The organism is Kribbella turkmenica, assembly GCF_004348725.1.
Classification (GTDB): Bacteria; Actinomycetota; Actinomycetes; order Propionibacteriales; family Kribbellaceae; genus Kribbella; species Kribbella turkmenica.
Genome location: NZ_SMKR01000131.1, coordinates 1 through 21729 on the forward strand (window position 1 = coordinate 1; position 21729 = coordinate 21729).

General features: G+C 70.0%; 20 protein-coding genes. 14 read left to right on the plus strand and 6 right to left on the minus strand.

Annotated elements, in window-relative coordinates; all coding sequences use genetic code 11:
* Positions 1 to 3 precede the first annotated feature (3 nt).
* Both E1218_RS25800 and E1218_RS25805 read right to left on the minus strand, forming a co-directional pair.
* A complete protein-coding gene (locus E1218_RS25800) occupies positions 4 to 1968 on the minus strand; it encodes a LamG domain-containing protein (RefSeq protein ID WP_132324535.1) in 1965 nt (654 codons plus the stop codon).
* A gap of 9 nt (positions 1969 to 1977) precedes the next feature.
* Complete coding sequence (locus E1218_RS25805; protein ID WP_132324537.1) at positions 1978 to 2367, minus strand: hypothetical protein; 390 nt, start codon at positions 2365 to 2367, stop codon at positions 1978 to 1980.
* Positions 2368 to 2557: 190 nt separating this feature from the next.
* On the opposite strand from E1218_RS25805, the gene E1218_RS25810 reads away from it, so the two are divergent.
* The 7 genes from E1218_RS25810 to E1218_RS25840 all read left to right on the plus strand — a co-directional run bounded on the left by E1218_RS25810 (position 2558) and on the right by E1218_RS25840 (position 11170).
* Positions 2558 to 4567: an acyl-CoA dehydrogenase family protein gene (locus E1218_RS25810; RefSeq protein ID WP_132324539.1), complete on the plus strand. Its 2010-nt coding sequence runs from the start codon at positions 2558 to 2560 to the stop codon at positions 4565 to 4567.
* 69 nt (positions 4568 to 4636) lie between these two features.
* The gene (locus tag E1218_RS25815; RefSeq protein ID WP_132324541.1) at positions 4637 to 5506 is read left to right on the plus strand and encodes a sugar phosphate isomerase/epimerase family protein; all 870 of its coding nucleotides are present in this window, start codon (positions 4637 to 4639) and stop codon (positions 5504 to 5506) included.
* 26 nt (positions 5507 to 5532) lie between these two features.
* Positions 5533 to 6573, plus strand: coding sequence for a LacI family DNA-binding transcriptional regulator (locus tag E1218_RS25820; protein ID WP_132324568.1), 1041 nt, complete (start codon positions 5533 to 5535; stop codon positions 6571 to 6573).
* A 54-nt stretch (positions 6574 to 6627) separates the two neighbouring features.
* Positions 6628 to 7896 (plus strand): hypothetical protein, encoded by a 1269-nt coding sequence (locus tag E1218_RS25825; RefSeq protein WP_132324543.1) that lies wholly within the window; start codon positions 6628 to 6630, stop codon positions 7894 to 7896.
* 507 nt (positions 7897 to 8403) lie between these two features.
* Positions 8404 to 9051 (plus strand): hypothetical protein, encoded by a 648-nt coding sequence (locus E1218_RS25830; protein WP_132324545.1) that lies wholly within the window; start codon positions 8404 to 8406, stop codon positions 9049 to 9051.
* Between the two features lie 5 nt (positions 9052 to 9056).
* A complete protein-coding gene (locus E1218_RS25835) occupies positions 9057 to 10229 on the plus strand; it encodes an alcohol dehydrogenase catalytic domain-containing protein (RefSeq protein ID WP_132324546.1) in 1173 nt (390 codons plus the stop codon).
* Positions 10226 to 11170, plus strand: a complete 945-nt coding sequence (locus E1218_RS25840; protein WP_132324548.1) for an SDR family NAD(P)-dependent oxidoreductase — start codon at positions 10226 to 10228, stop codon at positions 11168 to 11170. The genes E1218_RS25835 and E1218_RS25840 overlap by 4 nt, the downstream gene beginning before the upstream one ends.
* Positions 11171 to 11194: 24 nt before the next feature.
* Here E1218_RS25840 and E1218_RS25845 read toward each other — a convergent pair whose 3' ends face one another.
* Both E1218_RS25845 and E1218_RS25850 read right to left on the minus strand, forming a co-directional pair.
* Positions 11195 to 11497, minus strand: a complete 303-nt coding sequence (locus tag E1218_RS25845) for a hypothetical protein (protein ID WP_132324550.1) — start codon at positions 11495 to 11497, stop codon at positions 11195 to 11197.
* 138 nt (positions 11498 to 11635) lie between these two features.
* Positions 11636 to 12217, minus strand: coding sequence for a TetR/AcrR family transcriptional regulator (locus E1218_RS25850; RefSeq protein WP_132324552.1), 582 nt, complete (start codon positions 12215 to 12217; stop codon positions 11636 to 11638).
* A gap of 282 nt (positions 12218 to 12499) precedes the next feature.
* Between E1218_RS25850 and E1218_RS25855 the strand changes: the two genes are divergently transcribed.
* From E1218_RS25855 to E1218_RS25870, 4 genes are all read left to right on the plus strand, one after another.
* The gene (locus E1218_RS25855; RefSeq protein WP_233712470.1) at positions 12500 to 13204 is read left to right on the plus strand and encodes a GAF and ANTAR domain-containing protein; all 705 of its coding nucleotides are present in this window, start codon (positions 12500 to 12502) and stop codon (positions 13202 to 13204) included.
* Positions 13205 to 13343: 139 nt separating this feature from the next.
* Complete coding sequence (locus E1218_RS25860; protein WP_132324556.1) at positions 13344 to 13973, plus strand: DUF1989 domain-containing protein; 630 nt, start codon at positions 13344 to 13346, stop codon at positions 13971 to 13973.
* Entirely contained in the window at positions 13970 to 15091 is a 1122-nt protein-coding gene (locus E1218_RS25865; protein ID WP_132324558.1) for an oxidoreductase, read from the plus strand. The genes E1218_RS25860 and E1218_RS25865 overlap by 4 nt, the downstream gene beginning before the upstream one ends.
* Positions 15078 to 15938, plus strand: coding sequence for a polysaccharide deacetylase family protein (locus tag E1218_RS25870; RefSeq protein ID WP_202866187.1), 861 nt, complete (start codon positions 15078 to 15080; stop codon positions 15936 to 15938). Before E1218_RS25865 ends, E1218_RS25870 begins: the two co-directional genes overlap by 14 nt.
* Here E1218_RS25870 and E1218_RS25875 read toward each other — a convergent pair.
* Both E1218_RS25875 and E1218_RS25880 read right to left on the minus strand, forming a co-directional pair.
* Positions 15926 to 17497, minus strand: coding sequence for a PucR family transcriptional regulator (locus tag E1218_RS25875; RefSeq protein WP_132324562.1), 1572 nt, complete (start codon positions 17495 to 17497; stop codon positions 15926 to 15928). The genes E1218_RS25870 and E1218_RS25875 overlap by 13 nt on opposite strands.
* Positions 17498 to 17622: 125 nt before the next feature.
* Positions 17623 to 18423, minus strand: a complete 801-nt coding sequence (locus tag E1218_RS25880) for an NPP1 family protein (RefSeq protein ID WP_132324564.1) — start codon at positions 18421 to 18423, stop codon at positions 17623 to 17625.
* Positions 18424 to 18732: 309 nt separating this feature from the next.
* Here E1218_RS25880 and E1218_RS25885 point away from each other — a divergent pair, with 309 nt between their 5' ends.
* The 3 genes from E1218_RS25885 to E1218_RS25895 form a co-directional block, all read left to right on the plus strand.
* Positions 18733 to 19008, plus strand: a complete 276-nt coding sequence (locus E1218_RS25885; RefSeq protein WP_132324566.1) for a hypothetical protein — start codon at positions 18733 to 18735, stop codon at positions 19006 to 19008.
* Between the two features lie 28 nt (positions 19009 to 19036).
* Complete coding sequence (locus E1218_RS25890) at positions 19037 to 20218, plus strand: serine/threonine-protein kinase (RefSeq protein WP_233712469.1); 1182 nt, start codon at positions 19037 to 19039, stop codon at positions 20216 to 20218.
* A gap of 113 nt (positions 20219 to 20331) precedes the next feature.
* Positions 20332 to 21729, plus strand: a 1398-nt coding sequence (locus tag E1218_RS25895; protein ID WP_202866188.1) for a Gfo/Idh/MocA family protein, incomplete at its 3' end; no start/stop codon positions are given.

The following is a 21729-nucleotide window of genomic DNA, read 5'->3' on the forward strand; positions in this document are numbered from 1 at the left end:
GGGTTACAGCGGTATGCCCCAGGCGGCGAAGATGGTGGGCGCGACGTCGTAGTACTGGCCGGTGTTCTGGTGGAGCCAGGCCACGTTGGCCGCGCTGATCGGGCTGTCGAACAGGCGCAGGTCGTCGACGTCGGCGACCGAGGAGTCCGGGTCGTCGCCGCCGACGTGCAGGGCGGTCGGTTGCAGCAGCGCCCCCGCCGAGTACGGCTCGACCGAGAACCTCTTCCCGTCCAGGAAGAACTGGATCGCCTTCTGGTCGCACGACGCCGCCACGTGCGTCCAGGTCTCGGCCGGGATCGGTCCGCGGGACGAACTGATGATGCCGGTCGTCCCGCTCGCCCCGAACAACCTGACCCAGAACAACCCGTCCAGCCGGCCCGCGTGCGCGACCTCCTCGCCGGCGTTCCGCAGGACGAGGAAGCGAGCACCGCTGCTGCTGGAGCGGCACTTGACCCACGCCGAGAACGCCCACCCCGGTGGCGACGCCGGCCACGTCGACGTCGTCCTCGACGCACCCGGACCAGTGCCGTTCGCACCGAGCGCGGACTCCTGGATGCCGCTCACCCACGACCCGGCCGCGGTGAGCGTCAGGTCGTTGCCGGCCGGTGACTTGTCGTCGGCCGTCGTCCCGGTGTTCTCGTTGAAGTGGTAGACGCCGCGCGCGACGTTGGCCGGCCGGTACGGCGTGACGACGGGTGCGCCGCTCCAGTAGCCCGAGGTCACCTCGGCGAGGAAGTTCTTGGTGAAGGTGACGTAGTCGAACGACACCTGACCACCCGCGCTCGCGTCGCCGCCGACGTACAGCCGGTCGAGCCCGTCGATCGCCGGCGCCACGTGCGGCACGCCGTCACCGATGCTCTCGGTCGCCTGGTCGCCCTCGAGCCGCACCTGCACGTACGTCGGATTGATCGCGAACTGGAACCGGGTCCACTGGCCGACGGTCAGGGCCGCCGTACTCGTCACCGAGACGGTGCCGTCGTCGATCGTGGTCCAGGTGCCGGTGACGGTCCGGTTGGTGTTCACCACCACGCGGACCCGGGCGTTCCCGGTGCTGGTGGTGACGGCCAGGAGCGGGGCCGCCGTACCGGCCGGCGCGGTGTCGAGCCGCAGCCAGCCGCAGATCGCCAGCCGGTCGCAGGCGGGGAAGTCGACCACGCCGCTCGCGCCGGCGGCCGCCGTACCGGAGACCAGCGCGCGCCCGTAGAGACCAGTGGTGAAACTGGCCGACGGCGCGACCGCGAGGTCCTTGCCGTAGCTGCCGAAGTCCTCGGCGGTGTCGTGGTCGAACGGGTAGATCGCCAGTAGGTGATCGATCTGCTCGGCGCCGACCAGGGTCGGCCAGTACGCGGCCTCGACCGGGTCGTTCCACCAGCGCAGGTCGTCGACGATCCCGTTGAGCGCCTCGGTGCCGGTGAGCGCGTTCCGGCCGGCCTCCATGGTGACCTCGGTGCCGGAGTACGCCACCGCGGCCGAAGAGTCGACCGAGAGCACCTGGACGCCGTCGACCGCGATCTTCACGATGTCCGTCGCCGGCGTCGCGTCGTACGTGACCAGAACGTGGTGGTACTGGCCGTCGCGGATGCTCGTGCTGGTGCTGTAGGTCGCTCCGGCGATCCTCGCCTCCACCGTGCCACCGGCGTTCGAGGCGTAGACGGCCCAGTTGAGCGTGCCGGTGCTGGTCGCGGACGCGATGCAGCGGGCCGCGGCGGTGTTGTCGTTCAGCTTGACCCAGGCGGCGACCGACAGGCCGCCGTCGGTGCTCAGCGGATAGAAGGAGTCGCCGGCTTTCGGCGGCCGGACGACGACGTGCAGCGCGCCGCCCGTGCAGTCCAGCCCGTTGCCGTACTTCCCGGCGACGAGCGCGGCCGACCCGACGATCGTGCCGTGCAGGAAGTAGCCCGCGACGTCCCTGACCGTCGTGCCGTCGACCGTGTCCGCGTTGAAGGTGTAGCCCGCTGACTGCGCCACAGCCGTCCCCTAGCCGGCCCGGCGGACCCGGACGGTGACCGTCAGGTCGGACCCCGCGGCCGTCGACCCGACCTGGTCCACGTCGACGGTGAGAAAGTCGCCGGCCGCCAGGGTGGTCACCGCCGGTTCGTTGCCGGTGGCACTGTTCGATCCGGCGGCGATGCTCGGCCGCTGGCCCTGGTCGGTGTAGATGGTGGTTCCGTTCTTGTTCACGTCGACGACCAGCGCGGACCCGGTCGGCGCGGTGTTCACCGCCGCCCGGACCGTTTCGACGACGTAGTCGCCTTCGAGGTAGATCCGGGACTTCCCGGTCGCGACCGTGACCGCCCCGGTCACCGAGAACGTGTAAGCCTCGACGGGCACCACGAGCACACCGTCGATCGACAGGCTGACCTGCATCAGCGAGTACCTCCCCCTGGACCGCGACGATCTACTCGCGGTGATTCCCCGGCGCCCCCACGACACCGTAGCGGTCGAGAGTACGGGGTCTCACCGTCGGTACGGAAGTGGTTGCCGCCAGCGGTTCCCCGCTGGCTACTTCCGGGTAAGACTGGTGAGTAGTGCGTGCCCCGGGCGGAAGGAAAGTGGCATGACCACGGAGCGGACCACAGGGCAGACCTCAGGGCAGACCTCAGGGCAGACCTCAGGGCGGACCACGGGACAGACCACAGGGCAACCGCGGACCGGCCGCAACGCGAGCGAGCGCGAGGCCCGCCAGGTCGCCGAAGCGGCTCGCGAGACCGAGTGGACCCGGCCGAGCTTCGCCAAGAAGCTGTATCTCGGCGACTTCGACCTGTCCCTGATCCATCCGCAGCCACGGCCGGCCGGGGACGCCGTGGTCCGCGGCGACGAGTTCCTCGCCCGGCTGCGGGCGTACTGCGAGACCCTCGACGGACTGCTGATCGAGCGCGCGGACCGGATCCCGGACGAGTACCTGCGCGGCCTCGCCGACCTGGGCGCGTTCGGCATCAAGATCCCGGTCGAGTACGGCGGCCTGGGCCTGCCGATGCTGTACTACGGCGAGGCCCTGATGCTGGTCGCCTCCGTTCACCCCAGCCTGAGCGCGCTGGTGTCGGCGCACCAGTCGATCGGCGTACCGGAGCCGGTGAAGATGTTCGGCACCGACGACCAGAAGCAGCGGTTCCTGCCGCGGTGCGCGGCCGGCGCGGTGACGGCGTTCCTGCTCACCGAACCCGACGTCGGCTCCGATCCGGCCCGGATGGCGTCGACCGCGACCCCGACCGAGGACGGCACGGCGTACCTGCTCGACGGGGTGAAGCTGTGGACGACGAACGGCGTGATCGCCGAGCTGGTCGTGGTGATGGCCCGCGTGCCGAAGCACGACGGCGGCCGCGGCGGGATCAGCGCGTTCGTGGTCGAGGCCGACGCCCCGGGCGTCACGGTGGAGAACCGCAACTCCTTCATGGGGCTGCGCGGAATCGAGAACGGCGTGACCCGGTTCCACCAGGTCCGGGTGCCGGCCGAGAACCGGCTCGGGCGGGAGGGCGACGGTCTGCGGATCGCGCTCACCACGCTGAACACCGGCCGGCTCTCGATCCCGGCGACCTGTACGGCGGCCGGCAAGTGGTGCCTGAAGATCGCCCGGGAGTGGTCCGCGGAACGGGTGCAGTGGGGCCGGCCGATCGGCAGGCACGCAGCGGTCGCGGAGAAGATCTCGTTCATCGCGGCGACGACGTACGCGCTGGAGTCGGTGTTCGACCTGTCCGCGCGGCTGGCGGACGCGGGCGGCAAGGACATCCGGATCGAGGCGGCGCTCGCCAAGCTGTGGGCCAGCGAGATGGCCTGGCAGATCGCCGACGAACTGGTGCAGATCCGCGGCGGCCGCGGATACGAGACCGCGGACTCGCAGGCCGCCCGGGGGGAGCGCGCCGTACCGGCCGAGCAGGTCCTGCGCGATCTGCGGATCAACCGGATCTTCGAGGGGTCGACCGAGATCATGCACCTGCTGATCGCCCGGGAGGCGGTCGACGCGCACCTGGCCGCGGCCGGCGCCCTGGCCTCGGCGGAGGCCGACCTGCAGGCCAAGGCGAAGGCGGCCGTCGGCGCGGGCGGCTTCTACGCGAAGTGGCTGCCGAAGCTTGCCGTCGGCAAGGGGAGCGTGCCGCGGTCGTACGGCGAGTTCGGGCCGCTGGCCAAGCACCTGCGCTACGTCGAGCGGTCGGCGCGCAAACTGGCCCGGCAGACGTTCTACGGCATGGGCCGGTGGCAGGCGAAACTCGAGTACCGGCAGGGTTTCCTGGCCAGGATCGTCGACATCGGCGCCGAACTGTTCGCGATGGCGGCCGCCTGCACCCGGGCCGAGATGCTGCGGATCGAGGACCCGGCGCGCGGGGAGCCGGCGTACGAGTTGGCGGAGGCGTTCTGCGAGCAGGCCCGGCTGCGGGTGGACCACCTGTTCGAGCAGCTGTGGAGCAACTCCGACGACATCGACACGAGGGTCGCCCGGCGCGTGCTCGACGGCGCCTACGACTGGCTCGAAGAGGGCATCGTCGACCCGTCCGAGGGGACCGGGCCGTGGATCGCCCAGTGGCAGCCGGGGGAGTCGAAGGCCGCCGACGCGTCCCGCCGTTACCGCTGACAGTTCTCCGCGGCGTCCGCCCGGGACGAGGTCTTGACAGCGACTAGCACGTGCTAGTTCCATCATGTCATGACAAAGATCGCGCTCGACCCGTACATGTTCCGGACGACGCCGCTGCTCGAGGTACCCGGGCTGGTGGCCGACCTCGGGTACGAGTACCTCGAGTTGTCGCCACGGGAGGACTTCACGCCGTTCTTCCTGCATCCGCGGGCCGACGACGGCCGGGTCACGGCGTTCCGGAAGGCGCTCGGCGCGGCCGGTGTCGAGGTCGCCTCGCACCTGCCGCTGTACCGCTGGTCCGGCCCGGACGAGGACGAACGCCAGGCGGCGGTGCGGTACTGGAAGCGCGCGATCCAGCTCACCGTCGACCTCGACTGCCGGGTGATGAACTCCGAGTTCAACGGCCGCCCCGAGCAGGCGAGCCGCAGCGAGGGCATGTTCTGGAAGTCGCTGGAGGAGCTGCTGCCGATCTTCGAGCGCGAAGGTGTCGAGCTGCGGCTGGAACCGCACCCGGACGACTTCGTCGAGGACGGCCTGGTCGCGATCGACCTGATCCGCGGCATCAACAGCCCGCTGGTGTCGTTCCTGTACTGCGCTCCGCACACCTTCCACATGGGCGGCGACCTGGCCGGGATCATGCGGTACGCCGGCCCGCTGCTGACCCACGTGCACGTCGCCGACTCCTTCGACCACCGGGCCTCGTCCGGGTTGCGCTACATCGTGAACCCACCCGGCTCGACCGCGCGGGTCCACCAGCATCTCGACATCGGCCAGGGCGAGGTCGACTGGGACACCTTCTTCAGCACGCTGGGCGAGCTCGGCTTCGGTGACCGCGACGACACCATCATGACGTCGTGCGTCTTCGCCTGGGAGGACCGGGCCCGTGACTCGGCGACGTACATGCGCGACACCATCGGCAAGTACGTCGGGTCGTGGTGACGGGCGATCCCCGTCGTCCACCGACGATGGCCGACCTCGCGGCCCACGTCGGCGTCTCCCGGCAACTCGTCTCGCTGGTCCTGCGCGACGCGCCGGGAGCCAGCGCGGAGACGCGGCGCCGGGTGCGCGCGGCGGCGAAGGAGCTCGGTTTCAGCCCGCACGTGGGGGCGCGGTCGCTGCGCCGGGCCCGCAGCAAGGACCTGGGCGTCGTCTTCGCGCCGGCCCACTCGACCGAGCCCGAGATCGTCGAGGCGATCTACCCGGCGGCGTCGGCGCTCGGATACGACGTCATGCTCAGCGCGCAGACGTCGACCCGGAGCACCGACGAAGCGGTCGACGAGTTGCTCGGCCACCGCTGCGCCGCGCTCGTCGTGATCGGCTCGACCGTCGACCTGCGGGCGATTGCCCGGCGCAGCCACGTCCCGGTGGTCGACGTGGGCTTCGGCAGGCCGAACCGGTACTACGACGTCGTCCGATCGTCTGGTGACCTGGGCATCGAGCAGCTGGTGGACCACTTGGCGGACCTCGGGCACCGGGGAGTCACGTACGTCGATCCCACTTCGATGCCACCGGGTGCGCTCCGCCGGCGCGGCTACGAGCGCGCCGTCGACCGCCGCGGCCTGACCGGCGACCTCCTGCCCGTTCCAGGCGACTATGCGGCCGCGGACTACTTCAGCGAAGCCGGTGCCACCGCGGCCCGCTCGCTGCTCGACCGGCCCGAGCTGCCGACCGCCGTGATCGCTCCGAACGACGACACCGCCGTCGCCCTGCTGCACACCCTGATCCGTCACGGAGCCCGCGTCCCGGAAGACCTGTCCGTGGCCGGCTTCGACGATGCCCCGATCGCCCGTACGTCCTCGGTCGACCTCACCACCGTTCGCCAGGACCCGGCCCACCTTGGCGCCGCGGCCGTCCGAGCGGCCGTCCGCCGGGTCCAGAACCCCGACCTCCACCCCCGGGAGACCGTGCTCGACACCTCCCTGGTCGTCCGCACGAGCACCGCCGCCCCACGCCGTCCCCGGCCGCGGAGCCGGACAGCGGGTCAGCACGTCGAATCGGCTGGTTGACCAGGTCGGCGGCTATCGTCGCCCTGGATCCGGCCGTGAACCGAGGAGGTGGCTGTGGACGGTCTGGGAGTCGTCGGGCTGTTCGTCGTGGTGCTGGTCGCGGCCGGGATCACCTGGGGCATCGTCGCGCTGGTACGGCGGCGGCGGTACATCAAGTCGTTGCGGGACCGGGGCTGGACGTTCGTGAACAGTCCGGCGTTCGACGCGGTCGGCCGGCTCGGGAACCCGCCGTTCGGGCTCGGCTTCCGCCGGCAGCCGGACGACCAGATCATCGGGCACACCAGCCTGGGCCGGCCATTCCAGGTGATCGAGTACAAGACCGAGCACTGGTCGGGCTGGGTCGGGATGGTCACGCTCAGCCGCCGGCTCCCGGAGCTGTGGGTCACCGGCGGTGACACCCGGCCGCGGTACGGCGTGGCCGCGACCGTCGTACCGGCTCCGACGCTCGGTCCGGGCTGGCAGGTCGGTGCGGTGGACCAGGACTTCGGGTCGGCCGTGCTGACGGCACAGGTGACGCAGCGGCTCCATGCGCTGGCCGCGGGGCGGCCGGGTGTGAACCTGAGCATCGACGGCGACCAGTTGGTGGTGCTGGATCCGCCGCGCAAGGAGGTCGAGCTGCTCGGCCCGTGGCTGGAGTTGCTCGCCACCGTCGCGACGGCGATCGACGCCGCGCCGTTGGACCAGTGGATCCAGCCGGAGCAGCCGCCCCGGCTGACGTTCTACCACCACCCGGACTGGTACTGGGTCGGCGTCGACGACAGCCTGCTGGAGCTCCCGCCGGTGACGCGGTCCGGTCACGACCACAGCACCAGTGAGGTGATCCGCGGCCGCGACGGCGACGGCCCGCCGTTCGTCGCGTTCTCGCACCACTGGAAGACGACCCGGACCGAGACCTCCACCGACAGTGAGGGACGGACGCAGACCCGGACGGTCACCGAGCACCACAGCGAGGCGATCCTCGGGTTCCAGTTGCCCGCCCGGATGCCGTGGCTGCAGGTCGGCAGGCGCGGGTTCGGCCGCGGGATCAGCTTCGAGAGTGAGGCGTTCAACGACCAGTTCGCGGTCACCGCCCAGGACACCAAGTGGGCGTACGACGTCATCCATCCCCGGCAGATGGAGTACCTGATGGCCAATCCGCCGGTCTCCTTCCGGATCGCCGACGAGTGGGCGTGGTTCTCCCCGGGCGTCCACGACCAGCCGACGATCGCCCACAGCTCGGCGTTCCTCCGCGGCTTCCTGGCCCGCATCCCCCGCTTCGTCTGGCGCAACCTCGGCCTCGCCGACTCGCCCTACCCACCCGTGGCCGCGACCCCGGTGCATTGAGTCCAAGCCACCACGTCGGGGTCTCGGGATCACCCTGGGCCTGAAGCTCCTGGAGACCTCGGCAGTGATTGCCCTGGGCAACCTGGCGGCTGCGCCGCCTCGGGCTCAGCCAACGTAAGCCGGCACCGGACCGGGTCGACCAGATGATGCCCACCGGGGCCCGGTGTGCCGGGCGTCGTGCAAGGGCCTGCTGACGAGGGCTGGGTCGGGGTGAACAGCAGGATCGTGCTCGTGCAGGTGACGAGATGGTCGGTCACCGGCTCGCTGCGTTCCATCTGCTCCATAGCACGCTGACGCGGGCCCGCGAGCCCGGCAGCGCGCGCGGTGCGACCGTCCGGCACGAGTTCGGCCGGCAGTTCGGGTCACCGCGGCTGCATGTCCGCCTGTCAGTTGGGTACAGATGCCCGGGTCCATCGGAGGTACAGGATGCGAACTGGCAGCAAGAACATGGCTTTACCTGTCCTGTCGCGCGGGCGTCATCGAAACCTGCGCCGCGGTGCGTGTTTCATGGAGTACGCGTCATACCTAGCCGGCCTCGACTGGTCCGACCACCCGGACTGCACGCATCCCTTGCTGGCATTGGTGGCCCGAGAGGTGAACGACGAGACCTCCGACGCGGCCCGGGCAGACCTCGTCCCGATGATCCCCGAAGTGATCGGCGTGACGTCGGACGACCCGCGGCTGGTACCGGCGCTGGTCGCGCGGTGTGTTCGGCTCGTTGTTCCCGCGATCTCGGGGCGGTTTCAGCGGACGCTGGTGGCCGGCTTGCTCACCGCGGAGTACGTGCTGGCCGAACTGGACGGCAGACCGGCTGGTAAGGTGCGCGACGAGAGCGCTCGACTACTGGTCGAGCTACCGGACGCCGTCGCGTGGGCCACGAAGGTCTTGATGTCGCGGGCTCGGCCGTACTCCTTCGGTTACGAGAGGGAGGCACCGCTGGTCGTCGCGGGAACGATCCGTGCGGTCACGGACTTTCGCGTTCGGGAGGGCGATGCGCTGCTCCGGCGGCTGTTGAGCGAAGCCATCGAGGAATCACGGCTCTGGATGCCGACCGGCGTGGAGTCGGTGGTGAAGGTACCCGACCGTGAGCCCGGGGCGACGGACAACCTCCATGACCCGGCCCAGCAGGCTGCCGAGTGTCATCGGGGGTACTGAGAACCATGAGAGCTTTGACTTGGCAGGGAAAGCGGAACATCGAGTACTCCGAGGTGCCGGATCCGGCGATCCAGGAGCCGACGGACGCCATCATCGAGGTCACGTCCACGGGCATCTGCGGATCGGACCTGCATCTGTATGAGGTCATGGGCCCCTACCTGGAGCCGGGCGACGTGCTGGGGCACGAGCCGATGGGCATCGTGGTCGAGACCGGCTCGGCGGTGACGAACCTGGCGGTGGGGAATCGAGTGGTCGTTCCGTTCGGCATCGCGTGTGGCCGGTGCTTCATGTGCGACCGTGGCTTGCAGTCGCAGTGCGAGACCACGCAGGTCCGTGAGGAAGGGATGGGGGCGGCGCTCTTCGGCTACACGAGACTGTACGGCCAGGTTCCGGGCGGTCAGGCGGAGTATCTGCGGGTCCCACAGGCACAGTACGGCCCCATCGTCGTCCCTGCTGGGCCGGCTGACGATCGGTTCGTCTTCCTGTCCGACGTACTGCCGACCGCTTGGCAGGCGGTCGAGTACGCGGGCGTGCCGGACGGTGGAACCTTGGCGGTCATCGGACTCGGCCCGATCGGAGACATGGCGGCCCGGATCGGGCTGCACCGGGGGTACCGGGTCATCGGGGTCGATCTCGTGCCGGAGCGACTCAAGCGCGCCCAGGACCGCGGTGTGGAGGTCGTCGAGTACTCCGATGAGGTGGCGGAGCAGGTGCGTCAGCTCACCGAAGGTCGTGGTGCGGACTCCGTCATTGATGCGGTCGGGATGGAAGCGCACGGATCGCCGAAGGCGCAGGCCGCCCACAAGTTCGTCGGACTCCTCCCGGATGGGATCGCCGAGAAGATGATGGAAACGGTGGGTGTCGACCGGCTCGCGGCGTTCTACCTCGCGATCGAGCTGGTCCGCCGGGGCGGCACGGTCTCGTTGAGCGGAGTGTACGGCGGTGCGGCCGATCCGTTGCCGATGCTGACCATGTTCGACAAGCAGATCCAGCTCAGGATGGGACAGGGCAACGTACGCCGGTGGGTCGACGACATCCTGCCGCTGCTGACCGACGCGGACCCGCTGGGTGTCGACGGGTTCGCGACCCATCGGCTTCCGCTGTCGGACGGTCCGGCGGCTTATGAGATGTTCCAGAAGAAGCAGGACGGTGCTGTGAAGGTGCTGTTGACACCGTGACGCGAGTCGTGGTGGTCACCGGCGCCTCGAGCGGTATCGGACTGGCGACGGCCCGGGCGTTCGCTCGCCAGGGCGCTCGGCTGGTGCTGGCCGGGCGCTCGTCGGACAGCCTCGCGGTTGCCGAGGGACTCTGCACGGCCGACGGCGGCGACGTACTGGCGGTGCCGACCGATGTGTCGCAGGCTGACCAGGTCGACGCGTTGATCGAGGCGGCCGAGCGGCGCTTCGGAAAGGTCGACGTTGTCGTCCATGCTGCTGCTGTCCTGGCCTACGGACGCTTCGAGGACGTTCCGGGCGACGTCTTCGACCAGGTGATCAACGTCAACGTCCGGGGCACGGCGAATGTCGGACGCTCCGCTCTGCACGGTTTCCGGCGTCAGGGCGGTGGCACGTTGATCGTCGTCGGCTCCTTGCTGGGCATGATCGCGACGCCGTACCTGAGTGCCTACGTCACCAGCAAGTGGGCTGTCCACGGCTTGACCCGCACGTGGCAGATGGAGGTCAGAACCGACCCTGGAGTCGAGGTCGTGCTCGTCTGGCCAGGGTCGGTGAACACTCCTGCGTACTCTCAGGCCGCGAACTACGCCGGCCTGATCGGTCGCCCGCCGCCGCCGATCGATCCGCCGGAGAAGGTCGCGCGGCGGATACTCCGGCTGGCCGACCGTCCCAGCCGCTCGGTGTCCGTCGGGGTGGCGAACGGCCTGACGGTGTTCGGATTTCGCAACCTGCCGGCGATCTTCGACGTCCTGGTGACTCCGTTGATGAAGACCGGAGGTCTGTCTCGCAAGCCGATCGCCCCGCACTCGGGCAACGTCATGATTCCTCAGCCGGGCGGCGACGGGGAGTACGGCCGCTGGGGACGGCATTGGCTGCGGGCCGTCGGCGGGACAGCGGTGGTCTCCGGTCTGGCCGCCGTCAGTTGGAAGACACTTCGGCGCTAGCCGACCTGAAGGATCTGCTGTGGTTTACCGGCCTTCGTCGTGGTGGTGGCTACCGGACTTCGCGAGTCCACGGCTGACGAGATAGCCGATGGTCAGGAGGGTGACGTACAGCCAGGCATGCCTGGCGCCGAAACCGCCGCCGGCGTTGCCGGCCTCGTCGACCACCGCGGCCGCGATCAGCACCGCGATCACTGAGGCCAGATAGACGATGAGCTCGGTGGTTCTGTAGGCCGGCTTGGTCTCGTTGCTCCATCGATGAGTCGGGGCCGGCCGCTGTGACACGTCGTTCAGGCCGGCGTCAGACGGTGTGTTGCGGATGTCGGACATTGTCTTCTCCTGGGGAGCGCCGAGTTGTGGTGGCGTTCTGTACCCACGGAGCGCGCCGATATTCCATTCTGCGGGAAAGCTCGGCGGTGTCCCGGTTGCAGTCGTGCGGTTGCGATCTGGGCGGTCCGCGACGAGCGGTCAGCGGTACTGGCTGATCAGGCTGGCCGCCATGGCCTGTGCGCGGCGGGCGGCCTCGGTGTCGCCTTCTGCGGCGGACACGATGGAGCCTTTCATGAGGATGTGCCAGGAGAGGGCGAATTCCTCGGGGTCTCGCAGGCCCGCTTCAGTGGCCAGGCGGGCGATGACGGTGCGGATGTTCTTCAGGTGGCGGATGCTGGCTTCGCCGAGCGCATGGTCGGCGCCCATCTCCAGCAGCACGTTCACGAACGTACAGGTGTCGAAGGCGTCGCTGCGGAACCAATCGTCGAAGACGTCGAACACCGCCAGGAGCTGGTCCTCGGCGGTGGCACCGCGTCGCCGCGCTTCGGCCTCGACGAGGCCGAGTGTCCAGAGCTGCTCGCGCTGCTCGAGCACGGCCAGGACGAGTTGGGTCTTGGAGGCGAAGTGCCGGTACAGCGTCGCCTTGGCGATACCGGCTTTGGCGATCACTTCCTCGACCCCGACGTCGCGAACACCTCGCCGCGAGATCAGCTGGTACGCGGTGTCGAGGATGCGCTGCCGGGGCGGCTGTCTGCGCTCCGTTGCCCCGTCGACCGTCACGCCGCCCACCCTACGCCCTCGACATCGCCCCGGATACAGGGTAGAAAGAGTTGTCTTCCTACCCGCGGTTCGAGTGGGTGGCAGTCGAAGCCTCCCGGCCTCGTCTGACCCGGGCACACCCAGCCGAGGTGTGTGCCGACCAGGGCATCGAGCGCGACGAAACCCGACCGGGTTCGAGTAGGGGGCAACCGAATGACCTTCCCGTCATCCGACCACGGTGCGCAGCCGACAGACCAAAGTCAGCTGAGCGGCGCCGCTTCGCCGCAGTCTCGGGCAGTGCCGATGCTCGACGAGGACCGGCTGGAGAACCTGGTCGTGGAGTTGCACGAGGCGCCTGACCTGCAGCAGACGATGGACCGATTCCTGGCGTTCGCCGTCGACTTCCTGGCCTGTGACCACGCGACCATCGCGCTGCGCCATCGCGCCAGGATCACGGTGGCAGCTGCCACCGACGACGCCTCGCACGCCGCGCTCGCGGCTCAGCTGGACTGCGGCGAAGGGCCGTGCCTGACGGCGATCTCAACCGGTTTGAGCGTCCTGGTCCCCGATACTGCACGCGAAACCCGCTGGCCACTGTGGGCCGGCCACGTCGCGCACCGGGGACGCTCGATCTTCTCCATTCCGCTCACTGCCACGGGCTTCACCTTCGGCGCTGTGACGCTGATCGGTGACCAACCGCACGGCTTCGACGCCCAGGACGCCAAGGCACCGCGCGTCGCCACCTACGGCGCGGTGGCGATCGCCGCGGCCAAGGAACACGATTCCCTCCTCGAGGCTGTCTACGCCGGCCAGTGCATCGGCCAAGCCGTCGGCATTCTCAGGGAACGCTTCACGATCGACGACAGTCGCGCCTTCGACATCCTGAAACGCTACTCACAACACTCCAACACCAAGTTGCGAGACGTTGCCCAGCACCTGCTCGAGACCGGCCGGCTGCCTGCCACCCGGCGCAAGATCGACCACAACCGGCCGGCCGGAGCCTCCTGACGGTCGAGGCCCTCTCCGCCTCCTGGGTCATGCGACGGATAACACCTCGCTGATCTGATGGAGAAATCTCCAGCATCCGTCCGAATCGCTGTTCGTTCGTCCATCGGATCGCGGTCGGGGAACTGGTTGGGTTGCCCGCATGGTGACCGAGACTCTCAGCAGGCGGGTGGTCGTGCCGGCCCGTTCCGGCCGGGCGATCCGGGTGGGCCGCGGTGAGCGGTTCCGGGTCGTCGACCTGGCCGGGGCGCAGGTCGGAGACCTGTTCGCCTTCGGGGACGACGGCCGGTCGGTGCTCACCGAGCACCTCAGTGCCTCGCACACCCGGGCGCACACCGAGCGGAGTTTTCCGGCGGTCGGCGACGACTTCGTCACCGACCTCCGGCGACCGATCCTCCGAGTCGTCGCCGACGACTCACCCGGCCGGCACGACCTGCTGATCGCCGCCTGCGACCCCGCGCGGTACGCGGCGCTGGGCGTACCGGACCACCCCTCGTGCGCGCAGAACCTGGCCGACGCGCTCAGCGGTCTCGGCCTCGTCAGCGGTGTCCCGGTCCCGCAGCCGGTGAACGTCTTCATGAACGTTCCGGTCGCGGACGACGGCACCCTGGGCTGGTTGCCCGCACCCACCGCACCCGGTGACTCGATCACCTTCGAGGCGACGACCGACTGCGTGGTCGTGGTCTCGGCCTGCCCCCAGGACCTGACCGGGATCAACGGCACCGAGCCGTCCCCACTCGCCATCGACCAGCCAGGAGTCGACCACCGATGATCCATCCCGCCCTGCAGCCGATCCGGCTCGGCTCGCACGAGCTCACCAACCGCCTCGTGGTCGCACCGATGACCAGGGTGTCCGCGTCGCCGGACGGCGTACCGACCGTGGACATGGCCGACTACTACGCGGAGTTCTCGGAAGGCGGGTTCGGGCTGGTCGTCACCGAAGGGGTCTATCCGGACACCGTGTACAGCCAGGGCTACTTCAACCAGCCTGGCCTGGCGACCGCCGAGCAGGTGGAAGGCTGGCGGGCGGTGACCGCGCGGGTGCACGCGGCCGGCCGGCCGGTCGTCGCGCAGCTGATGCACGCCGGCGCGCTCTCGCAGGGCAGTGCCTACGGCACCGCGCGGGTCGGCCCGTCCGCGGTGGTGCCGCTCGGCGAGATGATGCCCGAGTACGGCGGCAGCGGTCCGTGGACCGCGCCGCGCGAGCTGACCGTTGCCGAGATCGACGAGATCGTCGACGGGTTCGTCGCGGCCGCCCGGAACGCGCAGGCGGCCGGGTTCGACGGGATCGAGATCCACGCCGCCAACGGCTACCTGCTCGACCAGTTCGTCACCGTCTACACCAACCGGCGCACCGACTCGTACGGCGGACCGGTCGCGAACCGGATCCGCCTGACCGCGGAGGTGGCCGCCGCGATCAAGACCGCCGTCCCGGAGGACTTCCTGGTCGGTGTCCGGTTGTCACAGACGAAGGTGAACGACGTCGAGTACCGGTGGCCGGGGGGCGCCCGGGACGGCGAGGTGATCTTCGCGGCGCTCGCGGACGCCGGCGCGAGTTACCTGCACATCGCCAGCGAAGGCCGCAACTGGCTCGACACCGCGCGGCTGGACGGCGGCCTGACGATCACCGGGCTGGCCCGGCGGATCGGCGGGCTGCCGGTGATCGCGAACGGCGGCATGCACAACCTCGCGCAGGCCGAGCAGGTGCTGGCCGACGGCCACGCCGACCTGTTGTCCATCGGGCACGCCGCCCTGGCCAACCCGGACCTGCCGAACCGGTGGGCGAAGGACGCCGAGCCGGCCGACTTCGACCGGGCGATGCTGCAACCGAGCGTCACGCTGGCCAACGCCCGCGCCTGGCGGCAAGCTGCTGGCCATGAGCTGGCATGACGGGTCGGCCGCGGTGGCCACGCTGACGTTCGACGTGGACGCCGAAACCCCGATCCTCGCCCGGGGCCGCCGGTACGCCGACCACCTGACGACCATGTCCCACCAGGGGTACGGCCCGGGCGTCGGCGTACCGCGGATCCTGGGGCTGCTGGACGAGCTGGCGGTCCCGGCGACGTTCTTCGTCCCTGGGTGGGTGGCGCAGCGGCGGCCGGAACTGGTGGCGACGATCGCCGGGCACGGGCACGAGATCGCCCACCACACCTACAGCCACCGGGCGCCGACGTCGCTGGACCCGTTCGAGGAGCGGACCGACTTCGAGCGTGGACTCGCCGTGTTCGAGAAGCAGGGCATCGAGATCAGTGGGTACCGGGCGGCGCTCTGGGAGGCCGGACGGAACACCTACGGGCTGCTCGCCGAACACGGCCTGCTGTACGACTCGTCGCTGATGGGCGACGATCGGCCATACCTGCTGAACGTCGGCGAGTCTACGATCGTCGAGCTGCCGGTGCACTGGTCGCTGGACGACTGGGAGCAGTACGCCTTCCTCCCGGAGCCGGACGTCGGGTCGGTGATCGAGTCGCCGCGCAAGGTGCTCGAGCTGTGGCGCGCGGAGCTGGACGGCATGCGGCACTACCGGTGCCTGTTCAACCTGTGCATGCATCCGTTCCTGACCGGCCGGCCGGGCCGGATGCTGGCGTTGCGCGAGCTGATCGAGTACGCGCTCTCGTGCGGTGACGTTCGATTCGCCCGGTGCCGGGAGGTCGCGGCGGCCGCGCTGGCGGATGCCGACGTCCGCAAGGCTCCGCTGCCGGAGGTGGACGCGGATCCGGCTGTCTACCCGGACTGACGCATCGCGTCGGCCTCCAGGGCGAGGAAGAGGTCGACGCGGTCGACGGTCCGGGCGACGTCGAGACCGGTGAGCTCGGCAACCTTCGCCAGCCGGTTCCGCAAGGTGTTCACGTGCACGAAGAGCGCCGCGGCGGTCGCGCCGAACTGCGCGTCGTACTCCAGGAACACGCGCAGGGTGTGCTCGAGCTCGCCGCTGTGGCGTTGGTCGTGCGCTCGCAGCGGGCCGAGCACCCGGTTGACGAACCCGGTGAGCGTCTCGGCGTCGTGCAGTCCGAGCAGCAACCGGTACGTGATGAGCTGCCCGATCGTGGCCACGTCGGAGTCCGGTCGACCGCCCTGTCGACGGCGCAGTACCTGGCAGGCTTCGCGGGACTGAACCAGGGGCCGGCGCAGATCGGCGGCGGAGGCGGCCGGTTCACCGAGCCCGACGACCGGGCGGTGCCCCGGGAACCTCTTCCGGACCGCGTCCCGCAGCCGGCCGGCCAGCTCTGGGAGCTCGTCGGCCGGCTGCCGCCACGGCAGGACGGCGACCACGTCCTGGCTGCCGGCCGCGACCACGACGGCCGTGCTGTTGTCGAGGAAGAAGTCGGTCACGGCCTCGGCGATCCCGGGCAGCGTCTCGCCGTCCGCGAAGGCCAGCGTGCACACCGCGAGCGCGCCGTCCGGGTCGACACCGAAGGCGCGCAGCCGGTCCGGCACCTCGGCGGCCCGTTGCGGACCGGACAGGATCATGTCGAGCAGCTCACTGGCGTACCGCTGCTCGATCGCCTGGACCGCCTGCTGTTTCGCGACCTCCAGGCTGAGGAACCGGGCGGTCTGTTCGAGCGCGTCCTGCTCGGCCCGGGACAACTCGGTGATCGGGCGCAGACACAGCAGCGCCGCGTCGATGTCGCCGACCGCACTGACCAGGAACATGCTCGCGCGGCCGGCCTCGCCCAGGTCGATCTCCAGCGGCGGCGGCCGGCGTGCCAGGCCTTCGGCGGCCAGCCGGAGCTGGTCGGCGGTCAGGTCGACGCCGGCCGCGGCGAGTTGCCGCGCCATCCGGTCGACGACGGCCAGCGGGAGCTCGTGCTCGCGTCGCAGTACCGAGAGGACACCGGACGCACCGGCACCATGCGAGATCGCGGCCGCCAGCGCGTTGCCCCGGCGGACGAGGCCGACCAGGGCGCCTTGGCGCTGCTCGGTGTAGATCGCGGCGGCGGCTTCGGTGACCGCGGTGAACGGCACCCGGATCGAGATCTCGAGCAACGGGAGCCCGGCCTCGCGGCACGCCTCGATCAGCTCGGCCGGTGTCCTCGGGGTCTGTTCCCGCAGGCCGAACACCATGCCCGCCGCCCCGGCCCGGCAGACGTTCGCGACGAACTCGGCCGGGGTGGCCTCGGCCAGCCAGAGCCCGTTGGTGAGCACGATCTCGCCCTCCCGCACGTACGTCGACGGGTCCGGCAACTCGGTGTTGTGCAACCACAGCGCCCGAGCCTCGAGCGCTCCGGGCTCTCCGGCCTCCAGCACCCGCAGCTCCAACGCGGGATCGTCCACCAGGGCCTGAAGCGAAAGCATGCAGCGAACGTATCCACCTGGACCGGCCATCACCAGACGGCGCTGGGGCGTGTCTCACCGCCGGCACCGGCCGTCGAACTCCGAACCCCGGCCATGCTCGGTCGGGGTGACCCGGCCTCGTGCCGTCAGGCCCACGGGTCGAACGGGACACCGGCGGGCTTGGCGGCGTTCAGCAGGTTGCGGAAACGGTCGTCCTTGTCAGTGATCTTGATGGTCGCGGAGCCGAAGTCGGCGTTCATCAACTGGTCGCGCAGCGACGTGCTCGGCCATCCGGTCCAGTCGACCAGCGGCGGGTAGCGCCAGGTGTGGTAGTGGTTCTCGGGCGGGTCGTCGTTGCCGTTCGCGAGCCGGAAGAAGTGCGTGCTCGCGCCGTCCTTGTGGTAGACGATCTTGGGGTGCGAGCCGTCGAAGCGGACCTGTGAACGCGGGTACGTCACCTGGCTCGCGTGCTGGGTGGTGGTCACGTAAGCGACCTGGTTGGCGGCCTGGTTGATCCAGGAGATGACGTGCTCGAAGTCGTGCCGGTGACCGCCGAGGCTGCTGCCCGGCACCGCCTGGTCCTTCTCGAAGTAGCTGGCGTACACGACCGCACACCAGCCGTTGTTGCACTTCGTCCGGGCGTAGGTCTGGGAGTTGTCGAGGTCGGACTGGTCGCGGCAGTTGCCGTTCACCGCGCCGGTCGGGTTGAGGCCGGGATTCAGCGTGCCGTCGGCGCCGATCGCCGGCGTCGCGTAGCACCCGTCGGTGTCGTAGTCGTACGCCGGCGAGAACGACTGCTCGTACCCGCCGGCGTTCTGCGGGAGGTGTGGCGGCGGGGCGGCGTACGCGGCCGCGGCCGAGGTGACCATCAGTGCGGCGGTACCGAGGACGACGCCGAGCAGACGGCGGACCCGCCGGCGTCGTGGGGGAGGGGCGGACTCGGTCATGCATCGCTCCTTCAGGAACGTCGGATCCCGCCGTGCGTACGACGGGATCCCGGGGCGGAAACAACGACACGACGATGACACCCCGGGACCGCCCGCGCACATACGTCACGTGTCTACAGGTTGACGTTCCGTGAACCACCGCGGGTCTCCGGAATGTTGCCGAGGGCATCGATATCCACGCAGAGTGCTGCTCCGGCGACGATTCCGGGGACTGGTGCGGCTAGGAGTCGCGGTGGCAGACTGCGAGACGCCGGGTTGTTGAGATGCCGGCGACCGTTCTGAAGGGCGTCCTAGGGGTGGGGAGCCACGATGCCGGATCAGGACTCGACATCGCCCGCGGCGCGGCCGCCAGGTCCGTTGCCCGACGGTTCGATGCCGGTGTACGGCGGGCATCCGTTGCCGGGCATGCCCGGTGGCGACCCGGTGCGGCCGCAGCTCGGCTGGGGACCCGAGTTCGGCAACGGCCGGGACTACTTCTTCGAGCACGGCCGGACGCCGCGGGCACGCCGTTCCGGCCTGGCCGTCGCGTTGCCGGTGCTCCTCGTCCTGGCCGCCGCGCTCGTGGTCGTCGCGATCGTGTGGTAGGCCGCATGCGGGCGGGTACCGACCTTCAGTGAGGGAAGCAGACGACGGACTGGTCGCCGGGCGTTACCGGCTCGGCGAGGTGCTCGGACGCGGCGGGATGGGCGAGGTGCGGCGCGCGACCGACGAGGTGCTCGGCCGCGAGGTCGCGGTCAAGCTGATGCTTCCGGTCCCGCAGACCCTCGCCGCGTCGCAACGATTCCTCCGCGAAGCGCGGGCGACGGCAAGGATCCGCAGCCCGCACGTCGTCGCCGCCTACGACTTCGGCGAGTACGGCGACGGCTACTACCTCGCGATGGAGCTGGTGACCGGCTGCTCCGTCGCCGACGAGCTCAGGCGCGACGGACTGTTCACCGCAGAGCGCGCCGAGCAGGTGATCCGGCAGGCGGCGGCCGGGCTGGCCGCCGTCCATCGGCACGGGATCGTGCACCGCGACGTCAAGACGAGCAACCTGCTGCTCGCCGTGGACGGCACGGTGAAGATCGCCGACTTCGGCATCGTCAGGTTCCTGAACGAGACCACGACGACGCTGACGGCGACCGGTCAGATCGTCGGCACGAGCCACTACCTCGCCCCCGAGCGCGCCCTCGGCCGGCCCGCCGAACCGCCGGCCGACGTCTACGCGCTCGGCTGTGTGCTGTACCAGCTCGTCACCGGCCGTCCGCCGTTCCTGGCCGACTCGCCGGCTTTGATCATGTACCAGCACGTCCAGACCGATCCGGTGCCGCCGAGTGAGCTCCGCCCGGAGCTCGCCGGCCTCGAGCCGCTGATCTCCTGGCTGCTCGACAAGGATCCGGCCCGGCGCCCGACCGCCGCCCAGCTCGCCCAGGGCGCGCAGCCGCCCGCCGCCGCCGACACTCCGGTACGACGCCGGCGCGCGCGGCCCGTGCTCGCCGGAGTGGCCGCCGCGATCGCGCTCGTGGCGGCGACCGTCGGCATCCTGCTGGAGATCCGGGGTGTGAACCTGCCGGCGACCAACGATCTCTCACCCGGTGACGCTGTCAGGACGACCCCGACCGCACCAGTCGCACCCCGGACCACAGCGTTCACCTCGAAGCCCAGCTCCCGCCCGTCGGCCGGGCCGAATCCGCCGGCGCCCGCCGTCAAGGCAAGGGACACCTCGAAGGCCGGCAAGTCCGGGGCTCAGGCCGGCAAACCCGACGAACCCGGAAAGCCCGGAGCTCCGCCGAAACCGAAGAAGCCGAAACCCTGAGGACTACCGGGGAGTTCGTCTTGTGTGGGCTGAGCGACTGACCAATACTGCTCGGTACATCAAGTAACGAGACATGTTCAGTCACGCCTAACCGCCCAAGGGAAGTGATCACTGTGTCGTCTCCGAGCCGTTACAACCCCTCTCGCCGGGACCTGATCAGATCCGGTGCCGTTCTCGGCGCCGGTGTGGGTGTCGGTGCCGCCACCGCCGGACCGGCGGCCGCCTGGGAGCCCGCCCGCGACCGCGGTGAGCAGCCGATGGTCGACGTACCGTTCGAAGGATTCGAGAAGGTCCGGGTCGGGCTGATCGGCCTGGGCAACCGCGGCGGTGGGCAGGACGTGCGCTTCGGTGCCGTCTCCACCGTGACCGCCGTCTGTGACATCCGGCCGGCCCGGGTCGAGCGCACGATCGGCCGGATCATGGCGCAGGGTTTCCAGGACACCCCGCCGGCCGGGTACTCGAACGGAGAGGAGGACTACCTCAACCTGGTCCGGCGTGACGACGTCGACCTGGTGTACATCGCGACGCCGTGGGAGTGGCACTACCCGCAGGCCAAGGCCGCGATGGAGCACGGCAAGCACGTGGCGATCGAACTGCCGATCTCGCCGCACCTGCACGAGATCTGGGACCTGGTCCGGACGTCCGAACGCACCCGCAAGCACTGCATGCTGCTGGAGAACGTGAACTACTTCCGGCCCGAGCTGCAACTGTTCAACATGGTCTCGGCCGGGTTGTTCGGTGACGTGCAGCACGCGTCCGGCGGCTACGTCCACGACCTGCGCTGGCCCTACCTGTTCGGCGGCGCCTACTACCCGGAGCACTGGCGGCGCCGCTGGCAGACCCGGATGAACGCCCTGCACTACCCGATGCACGGCCTCGGCCCGGTCTCCGCCGCGATGGGGATCAACCGCGGTGACCGGTTCGACGAGATCGTCGCGGTGTCGAGCCCGCCGAAGGCGCTGGCGTTGTTCCGGTCGGAGGATCCGCGGGTCGGGCCCGGCCACTCGTCGTGGGACGACGCGCCGTACATCTCCGGCGACCGGCACAGCGCCTTCGTCACCACGGCGTCCGGCCGGTTCATCCGGGTCGAGCACGACGTCAACTCGCCGCATCCGTACACCCGAGAGACGACGTTGACCGGGACCCGGGGCTCGATCGAGCTCGACAACGCCCGGGTCTACCTCGAGTCCCTCGGCCACGACAACCACACCTGGCGGACCGGGAGCAGCTACACCAGCATCCTGACCCAGCACGACCACTGGTTGTGGCCGGCGCTCGAACGGCTGGCCGAGCAGTACGGCGGCCACGGCGGCGGCGACTTCGTGGCGATCTTCCGCCTGATCCAGCTGATGCGGCTGGGGATGACTCCGGACATCGACGTGTACGACTCGGCCGCCTGGTGCTCGGTGATCCCACTCAGCCACGAGTCGATGAAGACCGAACACCTGCGCCCGGTCAAGATCCCGGACTTCACCCGCGGCCACTGGAAGAACCCCCGCCCCACCTTCGAC

What these genes read in the sequence shown, in the direction of transcription:
- E1218_RS25860 (WP_132324556.1), top strand. Translation starts at nt 13,344, where the DNA reads ATGGTGACCGAGACTCTCAGCAGGCGGGTGGTCGTGCCGGCCCGTTCC.
- E1218_RS25855 (WP_233712470.1), top strand. Translation starts at nt 12,500, where the DNA reads ATGCTCGACGAGGACCGGCTGGAGAACCTGGTCGTGGAGTTGCACGAG.
- E1218_RS25815 (WP_132324541.1), top strand. Translation starts at nt 4,637, where the DNA reads ATGACAAAGATCGCGCTCGACCCGTACATGTTCCGGACGACGCCGCTG.
- E1218_RS25880 (WP_132324564.1), bottom strand. Translation starts at nt 18,423, where the DNA reads ATGACCGAGTCCGCCCCTCCCCCACGACGCCGGCGGGTCCGCCGTCTG.
- E1218_RS25835 (WP_132324546.1), top strand. Translation starts at nt 9,057, where the DNA reads ATGAGAGCTTTGACTTGGCAGGGAAAGCGGAACATCGAGTACTCCGAG.
- E1218_RS25820 (WP_132324568.1), top strand. Translation starts at nt 5,533, where the DNA reads ATGGCCGACCTCGCGGCCCACGTCGGCGTCTCCCGGCAACTCGTCTCG.
- E1218_RS25870 (WP_202866187.1), top strand. Translation starts at nt 15,078, where the DNA reads ATGAGCTGGCATGACGGGTCGGCCGCGGTGGCCACGCTGACGTTCGAC.
- E1218_RS25810 (WP_132324539.1), top strand. Translation starts at nt 2,558, where the DNA reads ATGACCACGGAGCGGACCACAGGGCAGACCTCAGGGCAGACCTCAGGG.
- E1218_RS25885 (WP_132324566.1), top strand. Translation starts at nt 18,733, where the DNA reads ATGCCGGATCAGGACTCGACATCGCCCGCGGCGCGGCCGCCAGGTCCG.
- E1218_RS25865 (WP_132324558.1), top strand. Translation starts at nt 13,970, where the DNA reads ATGATCCATCCCGCCCTGCAGCCGATCCGGCTCGGCTCGCACGAGCTC.
- E1218_RS25845 (WP_132324550.1), bottom strand. Translation starts at nt 11,497, where the DNA reads ATGTCCGACATCCGCAACACACCGTCTGACGCCGGCCTGAACGACGTG.
- E1218_RS25830 (WP_132324545.1), top strand. Translation starts at nt 8,404, where the DNA reads ATGGAGTACGCGTCATACCTAGCCGGCCTCGACTGGTCCGACCACCCG.
- E1218_RS25875 (WP_132324562.1), bottom strand. Translation starts at nt 17,497, where the DNA reads ATGCTTTCGCTTCAGGCCCTGGTGGACGATCCCGCGTTGGAGCTGCGG.
- E1218_RS25805 (WP_132324537.1), bottom strand. Translation starts at nt 2,367, where the DNA reads ATGCAGGTCAGCCTGTCGATCGACGGTGTGCTCGTGGTGCCCGTCGAG.